This window comes from Calditrichia bacterium (genome assembly GCA_020634975.1).
Taxonomy (GTDB): domain Bacteria; phylum Calditrichota; class Calditrichia; order RBG-13-44-9; family J075; genus JACKAQ01.
Window position 1 is genome coordinate 188,953 of the sequence record JACKAQ010000002.1, and the last position, 19,226, is coordinate 208,178.

The 19,226-nt window shown below is 44.3% G+C and carries 21 protein-coding genes; 6 read left to right on the forward strand and 15 right to left on the reverse strand.

Annotated features, from left to right (window positions below):
- Positions 1-114: 114 nt before the first annotated feature.
- The 14 genes from H6629_15035 to H6629_15100 all read right to left on the reverse strand — a co-directional run bounded on the left by H6629_15035 (position 115) and on the right by H6629_15100 (position 11,506).
- Positions 115-558, reverse strand: coding sequence for a DoxX family membrane protein (locus tag H6629_15035; protein ID MCB9069110.1), 444 nt, complete (start codon positions 556-558; stop codon positions 115-117).
- A 15-nt stretch (positions 559-573) separates the two neighbouring features.
- Complete coding sequence (locus H6629_15040) at positions 574-984, reverse strand: rhodanese-like domain-containing protein (GenBank protein ID MCB9069111.1); 411 nt, start codon at positions 982-984, stop codon at positions 574-576.
- Between the two features lie 112 nt (positions 985-1,096).
- Positions 1,097-1,798 carry a DUF1573 domain-containing protein gene (locus tag H6629_15045; protein ID MCB9069112.1) on the reverse strand — a complete coding sequence of 234 codons (702 nt, stop codon included), beginning with the start codon at positions 1,796-1,798 and terminating at the stop codon, positions 1,097-1,099.
- Positions 1,795-2,778 carry an RluA family pseudouridine synthase gene (locus H6629_15050; protein MCB9069113.1) on the reverse strand — a complete coding sequence of 328 codons (984 nt, stop codon included), beginning with the start codon at positions 2,776-2,778 and terminating at the stop codon, positions 1,795-1,797. Before H6629_15050 ends, H6629_15045 begins: the two co-directional genes overlap by 4 nt.
- Positions 2,775-3,323, reverse strand: a complete 549-nt coding sequence (lspA, locus tag H6629_15055; GenBank protein MCB9069114.1) for a signal peptidase II — start codon at positions 3,321-3,323, stop codon at positions 2,775-2,777. Before lspA ends, H6629_15050 begins: the two co-directional genes overlap by 4 nt.
- Before the next feature lie 4 nt (positions 3,324-3,327).
- Complete coding sequence (locus H6629_15060) at positions 3,328-3,705, reverse strand: TraR/DksA C4-type zinc finger protein (GenBank protein ID MCB9069115.1); 378 nt, start codon at positions 3,703-3,705, stop codon at positions 3,328-3,330.
- 60 nt (positions 3,706-3,765) lie between these two features.
- Positions 3,766-4,209 carry a TraR/DksA family transcriptional regulator gene (locus tag H6629_15065; protein ID MCB9069116.1) on the reverse strand — a complete coding sequence of 148 codons (444 nt, stop codon included), beginning with the start codon at positions 4,207-4,209 and terminating at the stop codon, positions 3,766-3,768.
- A gap of 256 nt (positions 4,210-4,465) precedes the next feature.
- Entirely contained in the window at positions 4,466-7,735 is a 3,270-nt protein-coding gene (locus tag H6629_15070; protein ID MCB9069117.1) for an isoleucine--tRNA ligase, read from the reverse strand.
- A 31-nt stretch (positions 7,736-7,766) separates the two neighbouring features.
- Positions 7,767-7,991, reverse strand: a complete 225-nt coding sequence (locus H6629_15075; protein MCB9069118.1) for a DUF2905 domain-containing protein — start codon at positions 7,989-7,991, stop codon at positions 7,767-7,769.
- A gap of 17 nt (positions 7,992-8,008) precedes the next feature.
- Positions 8,009-8,830, reverse strand: coding sequence for a purine-nucleoside phosphorylase (locus H6629_15080; protein ID MCB9069119.1), 822 nt, complete (start codon positions 8,828-8,830; stop codon positions 8,009-8,011).
- 7 nt (positions 8,831-8,837) lie between these two features.
- Positions 8,838-9,467 carry a hypothetical protein gene (locus H6629_15085; GenBank protein ID MCB9069120.1) on the reverse strand — a complete coding sequence of 210 codons (630 nt, stop codon included), beginning with the start codon at positions 9,465-9,467 and terminating at the stop codon, positions 8,838-8,840.
- A gap of 33 nt (positions 9,468-9,500) precedes the next feature.
- On the reverse strand, positions 9,501-10,277 hold the full coding sequence (locus H6629_15090) for a DivIVA domain-containing protein (GenBank protein MCB9069121.1): 777 nt from the start codon (positions 10,275-10,277) through the stop codon (positions 9,501-9,503).
- Positions 10,278-10,454: 177 nt separating this feature from the next.
- Complete coding sequence (locus H6629_15095) at positions 10,455-11,162, reverse strand: YggS family pyridoxal phosphate-dependent enzyme (protein ID MCB9069122.1); 708 nt, start codon at positions 11,160-11,162, stop codon at positions 10,455-10,457.
- Positions 11,163-11,176: 14 nt separating this feature from the next.
- Positions 11,177-11,506 carry a DUF3467 domain-containing protein gene (locus H6629_15100; protein ID MCB9069123.1) on the reverse strand — a complete coding sequence of 110 codons (330 nt, stop codon included), beginning with the start codon at positions 11,504-11,506 and terminating at the stop codon, positions 11,177-11,179.
- A 179-nt stretch (positions 11,507-11,685) separates the two neighbouring features.
- Here H6629_15100 and H6629_15105 point away from each other — a divergent pair, with 179 nt between their 5' ends.
- From H6629_15105 to H6629_15130, 6 genes are all read left to right on the forward strand, one after another.
- Positions 11,686-13,536, forward strand: coding sequence for a DNA primase (locus tag H6629_15105; protein MCB9069124.1), 1,851 nt, complete (start codon positions 11,686-11,688; stop codon positions 13,534-13,536).
- Between the two features lie 102 nt (positions 13,537-13,638).
- Entirely contained in the window at positions 13,639-14,124 is a 486-nt protein-coding gene (locus tag H6629_15110; GenBank protein ID MCB9069125.1) for a hypothetical protein, read from the forward strand.
- 178 nt (positions 14,125-14,302) lie between these two features.
- Positions 14,303-14,956, forward strand: coding sequence for a LytR C-terminal domain-containing protein (locus tag H6629_15115; protein ID MCB9069126.1), 654 nt, complete (start codon positions 14,303-14,305; stop codon positions 14,954-14,956).
- Between the two features lie 61 nt (positions 14,957-15,017).
- On the forward strand, positions 15,018-15,398 hold the full coding sequence (rsfS, locus tag H6629_15120) for a ribosome silencing factor (GenBank protein MCB9069127.1): 381 nt from the start codon (positions 15,018-15,020) through the stop codon (positions 15,396-15,398).
- A complete protein-coding gene (locus H6629_15125) occupies positions 15,361-17,004 on the forward strand; it encodes an arginine--tRNA ligase (protein ID MCB9069128.1) in 1,644 nt (547 codons plus the stop codon). The genes rsfS and H6629_15125 overlap by 38 nt, the downstream gene beginning before the upstream one ends.
- Positions 17,005-17,090: 86 nt before the next feature.
- Positions 17,091-17,990 (forward strand): sugar kinase, encoded by a 900-nt coding sequence (locus H6629_15130; GenBank protein MCB9069129.1) that lies wholly within the window; start codon positions 17,091-17,093, stop codon positions 17,988-17,990.
- Here the strand turns inward: H6629_15130 and H6629_15135 are convergent, their stop codons facing one another.
- Entirely contained in the window at positions 17,991-19,148 is a 1,158-nt protein-coding gene (locus tag H6629_15135; protein MCB9069130.1) for an aminotransferase class I/II-fold pyridoxal phosphate-dependent enzyme, read from the reverse strand. It lies immediately after the preceding gene.
- Between the last annotated feature and the right edge of the window lie 78 nt (positions 19,149-19,226).

Sequence of the window (19,226 nt, forward strand, 5' to 3'; positions counted from 1 at the left end):
TGTTTGAGTTGCTTGTGGAAAAATATTGACAAACTTGTAGTCATCCGTTGACTGAAGTCACAACAAATTTTATGGAAAACTTTTAAGAAAAGATTAAATAAAGGTAGGATTTGTTTATTTATTCCGATTTTTGCAGGATATATACAAAAGCACGCTAAATAACAACAAAAGCGTATTTGAGGCAACTTTTGTAAGAGTAACCGGAGAACTTTCATCACCAAAACAACCACAGTTAATATCAAGATTTCGAGCATATGCGCTGCTCACAGATAAAAGAAAAACAGCCATCATACAAATATTCAACAGAGTAGCTGCATTCATCCAAATATTTGCAATCAGAAGCACTCCGGTAATCAATTCAAGATATGGCAGCCATATTGCAATCCAACGGGAAATTGTTGCTCCTGTAAGTTGATAATTCTCGACAGCAACGGCAAAATCTATAGGAAAAAGTATTTTATCGATAGCTGCATAAATCAACATCGCCCCAAAAAACAATCGTAATAACACGAGTGTTTTGGGATGAAAAGCGATTGAATTTATTGACTTTATGCCCATTTCTGTCTACCCTGATTACGGTTCAATTGGCAAACCCATTTCCAGCCACCCGGAAAATCCGTCGTATAACACTTTTGTTTTTCGAAAACCATTTTTTTGAAGCAAACCGGCAAATGTTTTTGCTTCATAACAATCCGGATCAAAACAATAAATGATATAGGTCATCTCGTTGTCAAGTTGGCTGATGATTTCTGGTGACCGGATAAATTGTTGCCACGGCATTGATATTGCGCCGGGAAGATGATCAATCTCAAAAGCATCCGTTTCACGAACATCGATTGCTATGGCTTGCCCGTCAATTATTAACGAAAAAGCATCTGGCAAGTTAATAAATTCCACTGAATTGGTTGTGTGCGAAAAGTCTGGTGAGAGCAATGCCCATCGAATGCCATTCGCGTGAAATTGATTAATAATCAATCCTCCCATTAACGTTGCTATTAGTAATATGAGCACTCTAAAAATCATGAATCAACCTATAAAATAAACCCCGGTTTTATTGACCGGGGCTTAGTAAAACTATTTTTTTTATTTGGAATAATTATTCACTGTGCGAAGCATCGTGTTCTAAAATGTTAATAAAAACCGGTAAGCTTTTGCTTTGAAATTTCTTGTTGTTGGTTTCGATTGAAATATTTGAATTCATACGACCGGTTTTGCTGGGAACTAAATCGACCCGTACCAGATGAGACTTTCCTGCAGGAATGACAACGTTCGACGGTGTAATTTTAACAATATCGATATCTGCGGCTATTTTTGTAACGTTCAATTCGGTCTGTGAAGAATTTTCTATTTCGAAAAATTCTGTGTAAACCGTATCCGGATTTAGTGTCACTTTTTGAAAATTGATAAAACGCGGGTTGATCGAAACATCAGTAGTGACGTTGGCTTCAACAAATAGCACTTCGGATTTTGGATCTTCATCCTTAAAAACCAGACGAATGGATTTACGGATAACACCTGAAAAACGTTCTGTTTCAATGGTGTAGGGAATATGTGCGGTTTCGCCGGGTTCGAAAATCTTTTTCTCCGGTTTAACCGCGGTGCACCCACAGCTGGTTCGGACGTCAACCAACTCAACCATTTTGCCGGTGTTATTGACAAATTCTATCTGGCCACTAATGACATCGCCTTGGCTTATTTTTCCGTGATCGATCACTTTTTCATGCTTAAAATCAATTTGAGCAAATGCAGCAGTTGAAAAAATTGTGCATCCGACAATAAACAACAGTATGTTTTTCATGACGAATTCCTCTCGATATTCCGGGATAAATCTAAAATGTTTTGAAAATCTTCTGGCAAATCAGCCGTGAAGCTTATTTTTTCTTTAGAAATTGGATGTTCAAATGTGAGCCGAAACGCGTGTAACGCTTGCCGGTCAATCAATTTCAGCAAATATAGTGCTTTTTGTTTGTAAGATAAAGTTGAAACTCTATTTATTTGTTTCATTCTACCGGCGTATTCCGGGTCACCAAAAACAGGGTGGTGAATATGGTTGAAATGCGTGCGAATCTGATGGGTGCGCCCTGTTTTCAGCCTCACCCTGACGAGCGATAAAAAGGCATGTTCTTCTTCAACTTCAAAAATGGTGATGGCGGATTTCCCATTTTCAGCAACAACAAATTTTTTGCGATCAGATTTACTGCGATTCAACAATGTTTCAATTTTCCCGCTCATCTCTGGCAAATGTCCCCAAACCAGTGCTTTGTATTCACGTTGGGCGGTTTTCTCAGCGAATTGTTTTTGCAAATGGATATGTGCCCGATCATTTTTTGCAACAACCAGCAGTCCGGTTGTGTTTTTATCCAACCGGTGAACTATTCCGGGACGTTGCCTGCCACCCACACCGGATAAATCGCTACAATGATACAAAAGTGCATTCACCAAAGTTCCCGAATGAACACCGGCCCCCGGATGTACAACCAATCCCGCCGGTTTGTTGATCACCAACAGGTATTCATCTTCAAACACGATACTCAACGGAATATTTTCCGGTTGAATGGAGGTCGGTGAAGGGGAGGGGATAACGATATAAATTTCATCGTTTTCGATCAACATATGCGATGGTTTTACGACTTCGCCATTTACTAAAATTTGCCCGCTTTTGATTAATTTTTGATAATATGAACGGGAGTGATCGCTGAATCGATTGGATAAAAAAATATCCAGCCGTTGATTGCTTAAATCACTATTTATTTTGAGTTTATGTTCCATTTGTATCATTTTGTTGCAATTGCAGATATGTGTGTTTTCGAGAGTACGGTTGTGATGACCAGAACCATGCCGATGGTGACGGAAATATCTGCAATATTGAAAACCGGCAACCGGTAAATTGAAACATCATGAAATTGCCAAAGTAGCAGATTTATCGAATCAAAATGAATATCAAAAAAATTGATATCAATAAAATCAACAACATTACCGCGATACAGTCTGTCAAAAAGATTACCGGCTGCTCCGCCTAAAATGGTTGCTGCAGCCACTCGTAACCTCTGGTGATCTCGAATATTTAATAGCACATAAAATATCATAATGGCAATTATCATTGAAATTATGTTAAGCAATGCCGTGTTTTGAATATTGAATCCAAAAGCTATTCCGGAGTTTTCCACATACGTAAAACGCAAAAACTCGCCGAGAACAGTTACGCTGGAGAGCGGTTTTAGGAAGGCAACTGCAAGAAATTTGGTGGATTGGTCTATTAAAAAAATTGCGACAATAACGGATATTGTCGCAATAAAATGGGGCTTTTCGGGCATGGTGGCCATCGATTTAGTTTTTTGTACGCGATTCCTTGTTTTTGCAGGGAACGCAAATTCGGGTGGTCGGTACTATTTCCAGTCTTTTCGCTTCAATTTCTTCGCCGCAGACCCGGCAAATGCCGTATTCGTTTAAATCAATTCGCAGCAGTGCTTGTTGAATTTGCTGGAGATATTTTTCCTCGCGTGATAAAAAAAGGAAAGCTTTTTCACGTTCCATAGCGTCCGTACCCTGGTCCGCCATGTGTAATCCGTATCCTGAATGATCGCCATTGCTTTCCCGGTAATTGGATTCCATCGCAACTTCCCGCAACCGTTCAATTCGGTCAAGGACTTCTACGCGCTTTTCCATAAGCAAATTTTTGAAGTGTAGTGTGGTTTTGTCATCCATGTTGATCTCCTTAGTTGACTAATTAACTTCCAAATCATCCTGATTTTTGATACGGGAGAATTACATTCCTTTTTTCTTTTGCTCAATTTTTGCTTCAACCGTTGTTTCTGTGTGTGGAACCGCATCGAGGCGTTCTTTTGGAATCGGTTTGCCGGTAATTTTGCAAATTCCGTATGTTTTCAGGTCGATGCGTTTTAACGCACGGTCCAGATAGCCAATATATTTTTGCTGGCGAGAGATCATCAGATACAGCATTTCCCGTTCCATTGCATCCGTGCCGGAATCTGCCATATGATATGTGTACCCTTCGGTTTGTTCCTGGGCATCTTTTAGCCTGCTATTCATATCTTCAATTTCTTCCAGCGCTTGGGTCCGCTTTTTTAAAATTAATTGGCGAAAGTGTTCCAGTTCTTCATCAGTCAAATACGTGCGAGGCGGAGAAGCCGGTTTGTCCCCACTATCCAACTCCCCGTTTAGGCCCGCGTTTTTTGATGTTTCACTCATGATATCATCCTACGTTTTGCGTCTGGTTCTAAAACTACCAATTGCAGTTATTCTTCATTACATTTTTGCACTTCTGAAATTATCCCTCATTGAACACTCAGAAATGTTTATTATTTAGCGTTCTTTTGGTTACGTATCTTTAATGAAAACTGATATTTTTTTTACGTTTACACCTCCTTTCTGTCTTTTAAGGTGCAATATTACAAAAAAAAACCACAAAATGCAAAGAAAGTTGGTGCCGCGAATATTTATTCAGTTACTTGATTTTATCGATAACTACGCGGAACGAGACATCGTCAATATTTACTTCAACGGCATTTCGATCAGCCGGTAACCCTGTTGCCAAATCATTTGCGAGCGTTTCCGAACAAATGTATGACTTCAACTGTCGCACAGCCTGAGAAATATTTTCCGGTGCATCAAAATAAATCGAAATTCTGTCTTGCACATCAAATCCGGCATCTTTTCGGAGATTTTGGATGCGGTTTACAAATTCCCGTGCAATTCCTTCCTTTTCAAGTTCCGGGGTGATGGTTGTGCTCAATCCAACAACCAATTCGCCTTCCCGGGAAACTGCCATATCGCCGCGCTGGCTCTCGCGAATTTCAACTTCGTCCAGTTTTATCTGTTCCGTTTGACCGTTGAATTCAATTGAAAACTCACCATCTTCTTCCAATTTCTCGATTTCGGAATTTCCCCATTGTTGAATGGCTTGCGCAACAAACTTCATCTCTTTGCCAAAGCGCGGTCCGAGCGCCTTAAAATTAGCCTTTGCCGTACGGGTAACCAGAGAATCCAGCTTTCCGGAAACGGTCACTTCTTTTACATTCAATTCTTCTTTGATGATAGCACTCATCTGCTGAACGGCGTCCAGCGCTTTTGCAGAACGGCTGGCAACAGCCAATTCTTTCAAAGGCTGGCGAACCCGGATCCGCGTTTCGTTTCGGAGCGAACGCGCCACGCGAACCACTTTTTGAGCAGTTGCCATCAGCGCCTCTAAATCTTTGTTTTGTAACGATTTCTGCGCATCCGAAACAACAGGAAAGTCGCAGAGATGAATGCTTTCCGGATCGTTTTCAGTGCGCAGGTTGCAATAAATTTCTTCCGAAATAAAAGGAATAAACGGTGCGCACAATTTGGCGGTTGTGATCAGCACTTCGTATAGCGTTTGGTAAGCTGCAAGCTTATCTTTGCTGTCTTCACTTTTCCAGAACCGGCGACGATTGCGGCGCACATACCAGTTAGAAACGTCATCGAGCATAAAATCTGCGATGGGACGCATTGCCGGCATGATGTCGTAATGTTCCATCCGGTCGGTGACGCGCTCAACAATTGTGTAAAGCCGCGAAAGAATCCAGCGATCGATTTCCGGGCGATTTTCCACCGGAATTTGCGGCGCTGCGGGATCGAATTTGTCGATGTTTGCATACAGCGCGAAAAACGAATAGGTGTTCAAAAATGTGTCGAAAAATTTGCGCTGAACCTCGGCAATGCCGCCTTCGTCGAAACGTTTGGGCAGCCACGGGTTGTTTTGGGTCATCAAAAACCAGCGTGCCGGATCTGCACCGTATTTATCAAAAATCTGGAAAGGAAACACAATGTTACCTTTCGATTTGCTCATTTTCTGACCGTTTTTGTCCAGCACCAAATCGTTCACAATAATATTTTTGAACGCCGGTTTGCCAAACAAAACTGTGGCAATATTGTGCAATGTGTAAAACCAGCCACGGGTTTGGTCTACGCCTTCGGCGATAAAATCCGCCGGGAAACTTTTTTCGAAAAGTTCTTTATTTTCAAAGGGATAGTGGTATTGGGCAAACGGCATCGAGCCGGAATCGAACCAGACATCGATGATTTCCGGCGTGCGGCGATACACTTTTCCGTTTTTCTCAAAAATGATCCGGTCCACAAACGGGCGGTGCAAATCCAACTCGTTTTCGATCGATTTTGCCGGCACTTTTTCGCCATTCGGGTGTTCGTAGATGCCTTCCAGCAGTTCACTGATCGAACCGACTGCCAGCATATCTTTGCCATCTTCGCTAACCCAAATCGGTAGTGGGGTTCCCCAAAATCTATCGCGGGAAAGCGACCATTCTTTCACATCTTCCAGCCAGTTGCCAAAGCGCCCGGCACCGATTTCCGGCGGTTGCCAGTTGATGGTTTTGTTGAGCGCCACCATATCCTCTTTGTAACTCGGTGAATTGATAAACCAGGACTCGCGAGCGTAATAAATCACCGGGTTATCCGTGCGCCAGCAGTGCGGATAGCTGTGCAAATAATCGTTGGTGGAGCGATAAATTTTGTCCATTTGTTTGAGCGCGATGACCACATCTTTATCCACACCTTCTTCCACATGTCCGTCGCCGTAGGTGAAGGTTTTTACCGGACGTCCGGTAAATTCGCCGATACCATCCTTAAATTTGCCGCCCGGTGTAACCGGATTGATCACCGGTAATTTGAATTTTTTGGACATATCGTAGTCATCTTGCCCGAACGCCGGCGCCATGTGCACAATCCCGGAACCGTCTTCCGTCGAAACAAAATCGCCGGGCAGCAGGCTGAGCACATCGGGGTATTTTTTGGGTTCAAGATCCAAAAAGGTGAAAATTTGCTCATACGTTGTCCCGACAATTTCCGAACCTTTGAAGGTATCCAAAATTTCGTATTCGCCATCGAGCGCAGAGATGCGGCTTTTCGCCAAAACGAGATCGTTGACAAGTTCTGTTTTTTCATCGCCCGATTTGATTTGACGGGAATTTTTCACCAAAACGTAATCGATATCTTCGCCAACGGCGGCGGCAACGTTGGAGATCAGCGTCCACGGTGTGGTTGTCCAGATCACCAGTTCCGCATTGCGGATCGATGCTTTTGGTGATGATGTAACCTTCACTTTTATATAGCAGTTAGGGTCGCGAACATCTTTGTATGCCTGCGATAATTCATGCGAACTCAAAGGCGTTTCGATCGTCGGTGATTGCGGCACAATTTTAAAACTTTTGTAGATCAGGCCTTTGTCAAAAATGGTTTTGATCGCCCACCAAACCGATTCGATGTATTCGTTTTTGTAAGTGATGTAAGCGTTATCGAGATCCAGCCAATAGCCCATGCGATCGGTGAGTTTGCGCCAGCCGTCCGCCATTTCGATGTGTTCGTTGACGAGTTCACGACAGGCATTGTTGAATTTTTCGATGCCGAACGTTTCAATTTCATTTTTCTGTGTCAGTCCGAGCTTTTTCTCGACCGCAATTTCCACCGGTAAACCGTGCGTGTCCCAACCGGCTTTGCGGGGCACCTGATAGCCTTTCATCGATTTATATCGATTGATAATATCTTTAATCGTGCGGCTCAGCACGTGGTGGATGCCAGGGCGGCCGTTGGCAGTCGGCGGACCTTCATTAAAAATATAAGTGGGTGCATCTTTTCGATGCTGGAGGCTTTTTTCAAAAATGTTATGGCTTTGCCAATAAGACAAAACGTCTTCTTCAACTTTTGGAATAAATACTTTTTCTGAGTATTCCTTAAACATTTGCAAGTCCCTTGTCAATTCTCGCAGGTTATCAATTTGCCGTAAATTTTCGGATGATCCAAACCACAATCAATATCAATAAATTCAATATAATCAATGATGTAAGTGGAAAATAAAACGTAAAATTTTTCCGTTGAAAAATAATATCACCGGGCAATTTTCCGATTAAAGGAATCCGGTTTCCCCACATCAGCAATACGCCGATAACCATTAAAACGGCTCCGGCGACCAGCAATGCCTTGCCCAGCGATTGCATCGGAAAGGGTGCCATAACTACAGCTTTTCGACCACGCGTTTCATCAGTAATGTGAGTTTAGGTTGTGCTTCGTTAGCGGTTTTGATGATGTCGTTGATATCCGCGGGCACCAGTGAATCGGGGAAACACTCGTCCGTAATTACAGAAACACCGAGCACATCCATATTCATGTGCCGTGCAACGATGTTTTCCGGAACGGTGGACATGCCCACCACATCTGCACCAATGCCGCGTAAAAAGCGGTATTCCGCACGTGTTTCCAGATTCGGTCCGGTAACAGCGACGTAAACGCCCTTTTGCAGCCGTATTTTTTCGGCAAGCCCGATTTCTTCAGCGAGCGCGATGAGCCGCTTGCTGTAAGGTTCGGACATATCCGGAAAACGTGGTCCGAACTCATCGTCATTTACGCCGATGAGGGGATTATCGCCCAGCAAGTTGATGTGATCATCCATCAACATCAAATCGCCTTTGCGAAATTGAGGATTCATCCCGCCGCAGGCATTGGAAATCAGTAATGTGTTTACGCCCATCATTTTCATCACACGGATTGGATAGGTAATTTCCTGCATTGAATAACCTTCATAATAATGAAAGCGACCTTGCATGGTAACCACCGGACGTCCACCGATTTTTCCGAAAATTAATTTGCCGGCATGATATTCAACAGTTGAAACCGGAAAATGGGGAATGTCCTCATATGAAATGACGGTTTCCTGATCTATTTCATTAACCAGATCACCCAATCCTGTTCCCAATACGATACCAATTTTGGGATCGAGCTGGGTTCTTTGGCGAATAAATGCGACGGTTTCCTCAATTTTTGCGCGGAGTTCGGTCATTTTTTCCTCATTGTGATTCGTTTTTGCGCTTTTCATCCAACTGACGCTGCAACCGTTCCTTTTCTTCCTTGAGGACTTTCAGGCGATTTTCTTCCGCTTCCTGCCGTGCTTCCAGTTCATTTTCGCCCCTGCGAAGTTCACGAACCTGAACCAGTGCCATATTTCGGTCTTTTTTCACGCCTTTTGTTGCGTAATAAATGCTGCCGACAACAAATCCGATACCGGCAGAAAACAACGGTGGCGGATTATCATTTGCCAACCAAATGGGCAAACCTGCTGCAAGTCCGGCCGCGCCGCCAATAACACCACCGCCAATTGCATAGCTCCAGGTATTTTTGTTGCCACGGTATTTTTTTATCTCGGCTTCGCTGATTAAATGCCCTTCGTAGTCAAAATGTTTTTGCGATTTTTCCAATCGACGAATATTTGACATTGGGATCGCCGTTACTTTCTGATCGGTTCCACTGACAAAAACAATATCCTCGCCCTGGCGTTCCAGAACCAATCCTTCGTCAATTTTTCCATCTTTCAAATACAGCTTAACTTCCTGATTAGCCTTTATTTCTGTCGGCGTAATCATGCGATTTCCGGCGCAACCGCTCAATAGTAACATGCCTATTAAGAACAACTTTTTCATCACTATCCCTGCTCCTTGATTTAATGTTACAACCTACTTGTTTTTATTGATATTTTTGATAAGATCGTCAATTTGCAGACCTTTCTTGAAAAAATCGTCGATGTCCTCTTCTGTGAGTGTTTCATCTGTTGCCGATTTGTTCGTTTTTTCTGCAACTTCGTCTGTATCATCGTAGGTTTGAACCAACCGACCCTCATCGGTTTCAAGTTCATCTTCCCCTGTATTGTTTTCATCAATTGTAATCGGCTCGCTTTGGGTTACTTGCGGTTCCGGAGTGCTGCTGGAATCAATCATTCTGCTTTGAATACCACGATGTTTTCGCCAAAGATCCAGCTTTTCTTTTGCTTCCGGCGAGAGCACGTCGTCCAATTCCATTACCGAAAGTAACTCGATTTGTGACACCAGTACGTGACGAATCCGATTGATAAACGATTCTTTCTGCGATTTCAGCCAGTTGACTTCTTCGCGGATTTTCCGGGATTCCTTTCGCGCAGATTCCAGTATTTCCAATGCTTTCAGTTCGGCTTCCTTGATATGCAAATCTGCCTGTCGTTTGCTCGCTTCTTCCGATTGTTTTTTTACTTCCTGCATGTTGAACAGGGTGTCGCGGAGCGTTTTGTCATTGTCCTGATAACTGCGCAAGCGCGTTTCCAGTTCCAGAATTTTGCGGCTGAAATCTTTGTTTTCTTCCTGAAGTTGTTCGTACTGTTCGGAAACCATTTCCAGAAACGTTTGCACTTCAACCGGATCGAATCCGCGTAAGCCTTTTTTAAATTCCTGTTTGCGAATTTCCAACGGGGTTAACTTCAATACTTACTCCTAATTATCAATCAACAAAAATACGTTTTTCGGACTCAATGATAAATGTTGCTTTTGCGCAATAAATATTTTGTCTTTTCCTGAATTTTATTTTTTAAGACGAGAAATATAACGTCTCAAAGTATCAATTGTTAGTAAAAAAATGCAATTATTATTGTGCCGAAAGGCTCAAAGCGTGGGATTTCTGTCACCGAAAATAGCGGAACCGATGCGAACCATTGTTGCGCCTTCGGCGATGGCAACCTCAAAATCAGAGCTCATGCCCATCGACAGCGTATCAATTTTTGCATTCGATAGCTGAAGCTGTTGGGCTTCGTCGTAAATGGCGCGGAGGCGTTTGAAACAGGGACGGACTTCTTCCGGATCATCGCTGTAAATTGCGATGGTCATAAATCCGCGAATAAAAAGATTGGGCAATCTGTCCATCGCTTTGAGGAGGGTGATGGCTTCGCGAGGTTCGCAACCGAATTTTTGGGGTTCGTTGCTGGTGTTTACCTGAATCAAAATAGGCATGGTTTGGTTGAATTTGGCACAGCGGGCGTTGATTTCTTCAGCCAGTAAAATGTCGTCAACTGATTGTATGAAATCGAATAGTTTTACGGCGTATTTCACCTTATTGCGTTGCAAATGACCGATCAAGTGTCGGGTTACGCCGGGTTCCGGCACATCTGTAAATTTTGAGCGGGCTTCCTGAATCCGGTTTTCGCCGATGTGTTTTACACCAGCGTTAATCGCATTTTTTATCACATCTGTATCGAACGTTTTGGTGACGGCAACTAACGTAATATCGTCCGGGGTTTTTCCGGCAGCGATGGCAGCTTTGGCTATTCGCCCGTTAATTTCTGCGAGATTTGTCTGAATCGTTTTTATGTCCATAAATTGGGCTTGCCTTAGCCGTTGTTGTTTTCCGGTGACTGAAAACCGAACGGACGGTTGACAGCGTTTTGAATACCTTGTAATTTGATTTCACCGTGCTGTTTTTCAAATTTTTCGATATTATCCTGTAGTGCGAGCAACAGCGATTTGGTGTGTTGCGGTGTCATTATAATCCGCGATTTTACTTTTGCCTGCGGCACACCGGGCAGAATACGGGTAAAATCGATCACAAACTCCGCCCCGGAATGGGTAATTATCGCAAGATTGGCGTATTCGCCCTGCGCAACTTCCGGCGAAAGCTCTACATTGATTTTTTGCTGCATCTGGGCAGATTGGTCTTTCATAAACAGGTTACTTTCTCTCTGAAATGGCTGAATTCTTCTCAATTAATTTCAACAAAAACAGCGGTGGACAATATACTTCGAACACAAAATGATTGCAAGCTGCGAAAAAATAGCAGCGCTCATTTTCTGCCCGTAAAATTTTCTTTTTACATTATGACGGTTTGGTGTTAAACTTGGGTATGGCAGGAATACCGGAACACATTATTGATCAGATTCGCGATTCATCCAACATCGTGGATGTTGTCGGGCGATACGTTTCGCTAAAAAAACGCGGGCGGAATTTTATAGGATTGTGTCCGTTTCACAACGAAAAAACGCCCTCATTTAATGTGAATCCGGATCGCCAGATTTTCCACTGTTTTGGCTGTGGCGTTGGCGGAAATGTGTATCGCTTTTTGATGATGCACGAAAGCATGGGATTTGTGGATGCGGTGAAACAACTGGCGCAGGAATCGGGCATCGAAATTCCCGTAACTGACGAAGTGCGGCAGCAGGAAAGCGAGAGCGAACGGCTGTATCGATCCAACGAAATCGCCACGCGCTTTTTTCAGCATCACTTGCAGCATGCGCCGAAAAACCTGATAGATTATCTCGCAAAACGCGGTATTTCTGAAGAAAGCCTGAAGAAATTTGAAATCGGTTACGCCCCGGAAGGTTGGGATAATCTTCGGAAATATCTCGAAAAAGGCAATTATCCCATTGCGCTGTACGAAAAACTCGGGCTGCTGCTCAAAAGTGAAAAAAACGGCAATTTATACGATCGATTTCGGCAACGGCTAATGTTTCCGATCCACAATCCCGCCGGAAAAGTGGTCGGTTTCGGCGGTCGTCAATTGGTGGATGAGAAAAATTCACCGAAATACATCAACTCACCGGAATCGCAGATTTACCAAAAAAGTAACGTGCTGTACGGACTGAATTTTGCGCGTGAAGCCATTCGCGAACACGGATTTGCAATTTTTGTCGAAGGCTACATGGACGTGATTCAATTGATGCAATCCGGTATCCAAAACGTGGTTGCCACCAGCGGAACCGCGCTCACGGAAGCGCATGCGCGACTCATTCGCAGATACGCCCAGCGGGTGGTGCTTTGTTACGATGCCGACAATGCCGGCATCAACGCGGCGGCACGCGGCGGCGAAATTTTGTTTCAGAACAACGTGGAAACCGATGTGCTCATTTTGCCGCAGGGCGAAGATCCCGATAGTTACACCCGCCAAAATGGTGCGGATGCATTTTTGAATTTGCTCAAATCGGCGTCTGATTATTTTACTTTCCGGCTGAAACTATTGGCAGACAATAAAAATCTGCAAAACGCCCGCGAACGTTCCGAGGCGGTAAATGAATTGCTGGACGTTCTCGCGCCGATGCAGGATGCCATTCGCGCCAGCTTTTATCTGGAAAAAATTACCGAAAACTGGCAGATTCCCGCAAATGTGCTCATGACTGAGCTGGATAAAAAGCAGGCTGCCATTCAACGCCGTGAACGGTTTGGCAGTTTACAAAATGAACCGCAAATGCCGTCGCCGCCAGACGAATCTCCAAAAACAAAACGCCATGCACCGCTGGTTTTGTCGGGCGCATGGGGTGGGGAAAAAGATATATTATTGTTGTTGCTGACCTATTTTATCGACCTCCACGAATTTGTATTTTCTCATTTGGAGCCATCGGATTTTCTGAATCCGGAGTTTCGACGTGTGTTCGAAATCATCAAATCCCAACCGCCGGAAGTGGGTGAAAACGTGTTGCACCACGTGCTCGATCAAATCGAAAATGAGGAAATGCGTTCGCTGCTCGTCAAAGAAATGTTCGAAAATAATAAAGAATTCCAAAAACCGGTGCTGTATGTTCAGGGCTGCATAAAGCAAATAAAAATAGAAGGTTATCGTTCCAAAATTGATGTGGCGAAACGACGGTTGAAAGAAATTAAACCCGATAACCCGGAATATTTCACAATTCTTGCCGAAATGCAGGAAGCAATGAACGGCATGAAAACCTGGCAAAATGTGGTGCCGAGCGATGAAGGCTGATTGAATCCCCAAAAAGTGCTTTTGTATTCGCTGCGATTTACGTAAATTTTGAAACAAAATGTGTTCAGCCGCATTAAAAATGGCAAACACGGGAGCTATAAAATGAAGAAATTGATCTGGTTTACGTTTGTTGTGATGTTAATTCCGGCATTGGCAAGTGCCCAATACAAAAGCCAAACCAAAACACCGGAAATGCGGGAAGTGATTGCTGCGCCCACCAATTTGTTTCTCGGTTTTTTGAATTCAAATAAATTGACGATGAATCATTCATTTTCCAGCAGCTTTTCGACCGGTGGCGGCGGCAGTATCATGATGAACGCTTATGTGAATAGCATTAATTATCAGTTCAATGATAAACTATGGTTAAATATGGATTTAGGCATTATGAATTCGCCCTATAACTCATATTTGAAAAATTCCCCGGCGCAGGATCAGTTGAATTCAACCAAATTTTTTGGCGGCGGCGAACTCAATTATCGCCCATCCGATAAAATGCAGTTGAGCCTTGGCGTTTATTCCACACCGTATTTGTATCAGGGCGGCTATTATTATTCCCCGCTCAATCAGCATCGATTTGGCGATCAGTAAAGCATTGTAACATTTCATATTAGAATTACCGATCATTTTTAGTCACAATAACGAGGTGAAATGTTTTTTACTTGTATCACCCCGCTGTTGTGACTTATTTTTTGGACTGAAAATTTGATCTGGACTAAAAAAAATTACAACTCAAGGATTGAAATTGGCACAAAGAACCCGACGTAATATGTCTGATCCCCGGATCAAACGCATGGTGAATGCGCAGGAAAATCCAAATCGTTCCAAGCCCGGACGGAACGGTTCCAATAATGCATCTGCGGTTGCATTTCTCAAAGTATTGGTATTGCTTGCGATAATCGTCAGCGGCATTGCGGTTTTGGTGTATCCGAATCAGGAAGTCGTTTCGGAAATTTGGAGAAGTGCGTTTCATTCAAATAAAACAGCGGTACTGCAAAATGATACTGCAGCATTGCCAGCCAAAACGCCCGGCGAACTGAATTTGGAGGCTGAAACAGTTGCATCGGAGAATGGTGATACCAGCGAGCAATCAACAGAAAATACCCAATCGCCCCAACCAGTGGAACGGGGAATTCAGGTTGAAGTGTTGAACGGCTGCGGTGTGAGTGGTCTGGCGGACCGGATAACCAAATTTTTGCGAAAGCAGGACATCGACGTCGTTTCCACCGGCAATTTCGATAATTTTGATGTGCTCACCACCCGCATTCTCGATCGCAGTGATAATCATGAACGTGCCGAAAAAGTTGCCGAAGCGCTGGGTTTGTCAAAAGATCGCATCCTGTTACGCAAGGATGTCAACCTTCAATTAGACGTAACAATTGTTCTCGGTGCGGATTACAAATCGCTGGAACCGTTGAAATAACGAAACAAAGATCACCCATTAAATATCTGTAATTTATTAATTTAAACAGTTGAAAGAACGAATGACGTCAAAAGAACTGGCGAATATGATTTCGCAATTGGCACTGGAGAAAAAGGGCCAGGATATCACAATAATGGATTTACACTCGATTTCAGATATCACAGATTATTTTGTGATTATCACGTGTGGATCGGATATCCAAACCAAAACGGTTGCCAATCACATCGAAAAAACCCTCCGCGATGAAAAAATTACGCTGTACCACCGGGAAGGGATGAACAAATTAAACTGGGTACTGCTCGACTACGTGGACGTGGTTGTGCATATTTTCCGCGATGAAACGCGGGAATTTTATGCGTTGGAGCGGTTATGGGCAGATGCAAAAGTGACAAAGGTGGAAGAGGATGCTGACCTTAGAGTCGTACCTGGCAAATCAAATTAATCTTGCATTAAACGCACTCGGATTTCCCGAAAAAGCATACAATTTTGATCGCCCCAAACTGGATGAACATGGCGATATCAGTGTGAATCTGGCGATGTTGCTGACCAAAGATTTGCGGAAAAATCCCCGGCAAATTGCCCAGGAAATTATTGATGCGCTGAATTTGGATACCTCGATTATCGCCAAAACAGAAATCGCCGGACCCGGGTTTATCAATTTTTTTATCGCGAATGAAAATCTGCGAAACGCCGTTACCGAAGTACTTGATAAAAAAGATACTTACGGTCATACGAATACTGGCAGCGGAAAACGCGTTCTGGTTGAATTTGTGAGTGCAAACCCGACCGGTCCGCTCAGCGTAGGGCATGGGCGGCAGGCGGTTTTGGGCGATACCATTGCCCGTTTGCTGGAATGGAATGGCTTCGACGTAACACGTGAATATTATTTCAATAATGCCGGTCGGCAGATGCGTGTGCTCGGCGATTCCGTGCGGCACCGCTATTTGCAACTTGCCGGCGAGAAAATTGATTTTCCCGATGATTATTATCAGGGCGAATACATTACGGATATTGCCCGAAAGCTATTCGATGAACACGGCGATTCGCTGAAAAAGCTCGCCGATGACGATCTCGATATTTTCAAAAATGCCGCCGAAAGCGAAATTTTTGCGGACATAAAAGCTACGCTGAAACGACTCGACATCGTTTTCGACACGTTTTTTAATGAATCGGATTTGTATTCACGGGGTGATATCGATCGGTTGCTCCAATTTTTACGGGACAAAAATCTGGCGTATGACAAAGACGGCGCTGTCTGGTTTCGGGCAACCGAATTCGGGCTTGAGCAAGATCGCGTGATCGTGAAAAGCAGCGGCGAGCCAACCTACCGTCTGCCGGATATTGCCTATCACCGGGATAAATTTGAGCGCGGTTACGATCTGATGATCGATATTTTTGGTTCCGACCACATCGCCACATATCCCGACGTGCTCGCAGGTGTGCGGGCGATGGGTTACGATTCCGAACGGGTTAAAGTATTGATAAATCAATTTGTTACGCTGTTCGAAGGCGAGGAAAAAGTGAAGATGTCCACTCGCCGGGCGAATTTTATCACCGTCGATGAATTGATGGACGAAGTTGGCGAAGACGTTACCCGCTGGTTTTATTTGATGCGCAGCATGACCAGCCACCTCAATTTTGATTTGAAGCTCGCCAAAACGCAATCCGACGAAAATCCGGTGTATTACAATCAATATGCCCACGCCCGGATTTGCAGCATTTTGCGCAATGCGGAAGAGCAGGGCATCACGTTTTCGGATAGCAAATCCGTTTCGCGGCTCGGCGAAGCGAGTGAAAAAACGCTCATCAAAAAATTAATGGAATTTCCGCGAATGGTGCAAAAAAGCGGACTGGAACACGAGCCGCATTTGCTGATCATGTTCATGTCGGAAATTTCTACCGCGTATCACAAATTTTATACGGAATGCCGGGTAATCAGCGATGATGCTGAACTGACGCAAGCGCGACTTGCGCTGTGTCTCGCCACAAAAACGGTGCTGGCAAACGGGTTCAAAATTTTGGGTGTTGCTGCTCCCGAAAAAATGTAAACTCAATAAAAACAATAGTAAAAATAAAAAGGGAACGCTGCCGGTGTTCCCTTCATTTTGTAAATTTTGGGAATGGGAATTGAATTATGTCTATTTTGGTTGTCGGTTCGATTGCGTTGGATTCTGTGGAAACACCTTTTGGTAAAGTGGACAATGCGCTGGGCGGCTCCGCGCTGTATTTCAGTAATGCTGCCAGTTTATTTTCCCCGGTGAATATTGTTGGTGTCGTCGGAAATGATTTTGATTTCGCCGAAATTGACTATTTGAAAACCAAAGGCTGCGATTTTTCCGGAATGACTGTCGAAACCGGCGAAACCTTTCGCTGGGGCGGACGCTACCACAAAAATGTCAACAAACGCGATACGCTGTTCACCCATCTCAACGTTTTTGAAAAATTCAAACCGGTCATTCCCGAAAAATACGGCGATTGCGAATTGATTTTTTTGGCAAATATCGATCCGGAATTGCAACTGGATGTGCTTCGGCAGATCAAAAAACCGCGACTGACCGTGCTGGATACCATGAATTTCTGGATTCACGGGAAACGCGATGCGTTGCTGGATCTCGTTCGAAAAGTAGATGTGATGATTTTGAACGATGAAGAATTGACCGATCTCACCGGAAAATTAAATCTGTACGAAGGCGGCGCAGAATTGCTCGATATGGGATTGCAGGCGATTGTCGTCAAAAAAGGGCAGCACGGCGCAGTGATGCTGGATAAAGACGGACAGTTTTTGGCACCCGCTTTTCCGGTCAGCAAAGTGGTTGATCCGACCGGCGCCGGCGATACGTTTGCCGGCGGATTTTTGGGTTACCTTTCCACATGCGCGAAAATTGACGATGCTGCGTTCCGGAAAGCGGTCATTTACGGTACGGTTTCCGCATCGTATGTTGTTGAAGGATTTAGCTTTAACCGGCTTCGAGAAATTGGCAAAAGTGATCTCGATGCCCGTTTTGCCGAACTTCAGCAAATGACCCGTTTTTAGTTAAATTTCACTCAATGCACGGGCGAAATCGCTGATCAAATCGCCGGTGCTCTCGATGCCCACCGAAACACGAATTAACCCGTCACTAATTCCCAACGCCTGCCGTTCAGCGGGCGTCATGCCGATATGCGAAGTTTGCGCCGGCAGCGTAACCAGCGTTTCCACACTGCCCAAACTTGGTGCAAAAATCGCCAATTCAAGCGATTGCACGAGTTGCAGTGCAGCATCAGCGCCGCCACTCACTTCGAAACTGAGCATTCCGCCATAGCCGTCAAAAAACCGGCGAGCCATCCGGAAAGTCGAACTTGCAGGAAGTCCCGGATAATTTACCTTCAACACTTTGGGATGCCCGACCAAAAATTGCCCCAAATCCATTGCGTTGCGATTGTGCTGCGCCATCCGAACTGCCAGTGTTTTCATGCCGCGTTCCAACAAAAAGCAGGCATGCGGGTCCAGCGATCCGCCCAGTCGGTTCAGTTTCGGCAATGTGTTGGCAATTTGCGATTCGCTGCCGCAAATCGCTCCGGCAATAATATCTGAATGCCCGTTGAGGTATTTTGTGCAACTGTGCAAAACGATGTCGAAACCAATTTCAGCCGGACGAAAATTGACCGGGCTGGCAAACGTATTGTCGATCAACGAAATCAGGTTGTGTGCTTTCGCGAAGCGGATAATTTCTTTGAAATCAACAACTTCCATCGTTGGATTGGTGATGCTTTCCACATAAATTGCCCGGGTTTCCGGGCGAAGCTTCGCTTTCCAATTGTCAGGTTCTGACGCATCAACAAAATCGAATGCGATGCCCATTGCCGGCAAATCGTTCACGGCAAACGCATGCGTTCCGCCATACAAACTGCGCTGAAAAAGAACATGATCGCCGGCATTTAATACGCTCATCAACGCGGTTGTGATCGCTGCCATGCCGCTGGCGGTGACAACTGCGGCTTCCGTATTTTCCAAATCCGCAATCTTTTGGCTGACTGCCAATTGGCTGGGATTGTTGTTCAAACGGGTGTAGCGTACATCTTCCGGTTGCCCCACCTTGGTTGTCAAAAAAGTAGATGCCTGAAAAATGGGCGTATTTACCGCACCTTTGATGCGCTCCGGGTGAGAACCGTGAACAACTTTTGTGAAGATTCCAGATTTTTTTATCGTCATCGGACAAGCTCCGTTATTTGCATTGTGAATTCAATTTCGAGTGTTAAAAAATACGCAAAATTTCTTTTATTTTTGAGT

What these genes read in the sequence shown, in the direction of transcription:
- H6629_15035 (MCB9069110.1), bottom strand. Translation starts at nt 558, where the DNA reads ATGGGCATAAAGTCAATAAATTCAATCGCTTTTCATCCCAAAACACTC.
- H6629_15040 (MCB9069111.1), bottom strand. Translation starts at nt 984, where the DNA reads ATGGGAGGATTGATTATTAATCAATTTCACGCGAATGGCATTCGATGG.
- H6629_15045 (MCB9069112.1), bottom strand. Translation starts at nt 1,798, where the DNA reads ATGAAAAACATACTGTTGTTTATTGTCGGATGCACAATTTTTTCAACT.
- H6629_15050 (MCB9069113.1), bottom strand. Translation starts at nt 2,778, where the DNA reads ATGATACAAATGGAACATAAACTCAAAATAAATAGTGATTTAAGCAAT.
- lspA (MCB9069114.1), bottom strand. Translation starts at nt 3,323, where the DNA reads ATGGCCACCATGCCCGAAAAGCCCCATTTTATTGCGACAATATCCGTT.
- H6629_15060 (MCB9069115.1), bottom strand. Translation starts at nt 3,705, where the DNA reads ATGGATGACAAAACCACACTACACTTCAAAAATTTGCTTATGGAAAAG.
- H6629_15065 (MCB9069116.1), bottom strand. Translation starts at nt 4,209, where the DNA reads ATGAGTGAAACATCAAAAAACGCGGGCCTAAACGGGGAGTTGGATAGT.
- H6629_15070 (MCB9069117.1), bottom strand. Translation starts at nt 7,735, where the DNA reads ATGTTTAAGGAATACTCAGAAAAAGTATTTATTCCAAAAGTTGAAGAA.
- H6629_15075 (MCB9069118.1), bottom strand. Translation starts at nt 7,991, where the DNA reads ATGCAATCGCTGGGCAAGGCATTGCTGGTCGCCGGAGCCGTTTTAATG.
- H6629_15080 (MCB9069119.1), bottom strand. Translation starts at nt 8,830, where the DNA reads ATGACCGAACTCCGCGCAAAAATTGAGGAAACCGTCGCATTTATTCGC.
- H6629_15085 (MCB9069120.1), bottom strand. Translation starts at nt 9,467, where the DNA reads ATGAAAAAGTTGTTCTTAATAGGCATGTTACTATTGAGCGGTTGCGCC.
- H6629_15095 (MCB9069122.1), bottom strand. Translation starts at nt 11,162, where the DNA reads ATGGACATAAAAACGATTCAGACAAATCTCGCAGAAATTAACGGGCGA.
- H6629_15100 (MCB9069123.1), bottom strand. Translation starts at nt 11,506, where the DNA reads ATGAAAGACCAATCTGCCCAGATGCAGCAAAAAATCAATGTAGAGCTT.
- H6629_15105 (MCB9069124.1), top strand. Translation starts at nt 11,686, where the DNA reads ATGGCAGGAATACCGGAACACATTATTGATCAGATTCGCGATTCATCC.
- H6629_15110 (MCB9069125.1), top strand. Translation starts at nt 13,639, where the DNA reads ATGAAGAAATTGATCTGGTTTACGTTTGTTGTGATGTTAATTCCGGCA.
- H6629_15115 (MCB9069126.1), top strand. Translation starts at nt 14,303, where the DNA reads ATGTCTGATCCCCGGATCAAACGCATGGTGAATGCGCAGGAAAATCCA.
- rsfS (MCB9069127.1), top strand. Translation starts at nt 15,018, where the DNA reads ATGACGTCAAAAGAACTGGCGAATATGATTTCGCAATTGGCACTGGAG.
- H6629_15125 (MCB9069128.1), top strand. Translation starts at nt 15,361, where the DNA reads ATGCTGACCTTAGAGTCGTACCTGGCAAATCAAATTAATCTTGCATTA.
- H6629_15130 (MCB9069129.1), top strand. Translation starts at nt 17,091, where the DNA reads ATGTCTATTTTGGTTGTCGGTTCGATTGCGTTGGATTCTGTGGAAACA.
- H6629_15135 (MCB9069130.1), bottom strand. Translation starts at nt 19,148, where the DNA reads ATGACGATAAAAAAATCTGGAATCTTCACAAAAGTTGTTCACGGTTCT.